Source organism: Pseudomonas sp. FW305-28 (genome assembly GCF_017351395.1).
GTDB classification, from domain to species: domain Bacteria; phylum Pseudomonadota; class Gammaproteobacteria; order Pseudomonadales; family Pseudomonadaceae; genus Aquipseudomonas; species Aquipseudomonas fluorescens_AA.
Genome location: NZ_JACNDD010000301.1, coordinates 1 through 909, shown reverse-complemented (window position 1 = coordinate 909; position 909 = coordinate 1). Strand labels below are relative to the sequence as shown.

Genomic DNA, 909 nt, shown 5'->3' with positions numbered 1-909 from the left:
AGTGTCGCCCTGGGGCGCCTCGTAGGTTTTGCTCGCCAGGGCTTCCAGGCCGGGGGCCGGCAGGGCGCGGCGGTCGAGTTTGCCGTTGGCGGTCAGGGGCAAGGCATCGAGGTGCACGAAAGCACTGGGTACCATGTATTCGGGCAGGTGCTTGAGCAGGGTGCTGCGCAGTTGTTCGGCGTTGGCCGGTTCGCCGCACAGGTACGCCACCAAGCGATTGTCTTCCCGGGCAATCACGACGGCATCGGTGACACCGGCACAGCCGAGCAAGACGTTTTCGATTTCCCCCAACTCGATGCGGAAACCACGGATTTTCACCTGGAAGTCATTGCGCCCCAGGTATTCCAGCGTGCCGTCGGCCAGCCAGCGGCCGAGGTCGCCGGTCTTGTACAGGCGTGCGTCCGGTTCGCTGCTGAACGGATCGGTGATAAAACGCTCGGCGCTCAGCTCCGGCCGGTTCAGGTAACCCCGGGCCACCCCAGCGCCGCCAATATGAATCTCTCCAGCTACGCCCAGCGGCGCCGGTTCGCCACGGGCGTCAAGTACGTGGACCTGGACGTTGGCAATCGGCCGACCAATGCTCGGGCGTTCGCCCAGGTCACGGATCAGGTCGATGGTGGCGTCCACCGTGCATTCGGTCGGGCCGTACATGTTGTAGAAGCGGATGCTCGGGCAGTTGCGTAGTTTCTCCCAGGTCGCGGCATTGATGGCCTCGCCACCGAGCAGCACGCTCACCGGCTGGTAGCTGCTACGTTCCAGCAGGCCGGCGGCGAGCAGGGTGTCGAGTTGCGACGGCGTGGAATCGAAGGCGTGCACCTGGTGCTGTTCGAGGAAGTCCAGCAGTTCATGGCCGCTGGCGCGGATCAGTTGCGGGATGATCACCAGCCGATGGCCGGAGAACAGCTGGGA

At 64.7% G+C, this 909-nt stretch carries 1 protein-coding gene; it reads right to left on the bottom strand.

Translation table 11 applies throughout. The features are described from left to right. A partial coding sequence (locus J4E53_RS30515; RefSeq protein ID WP_207268293.1) for an amino acid adenylation domain-containing protein occupies positions 1-909 on the bottom strand: 909 nt, incomplete at both ends.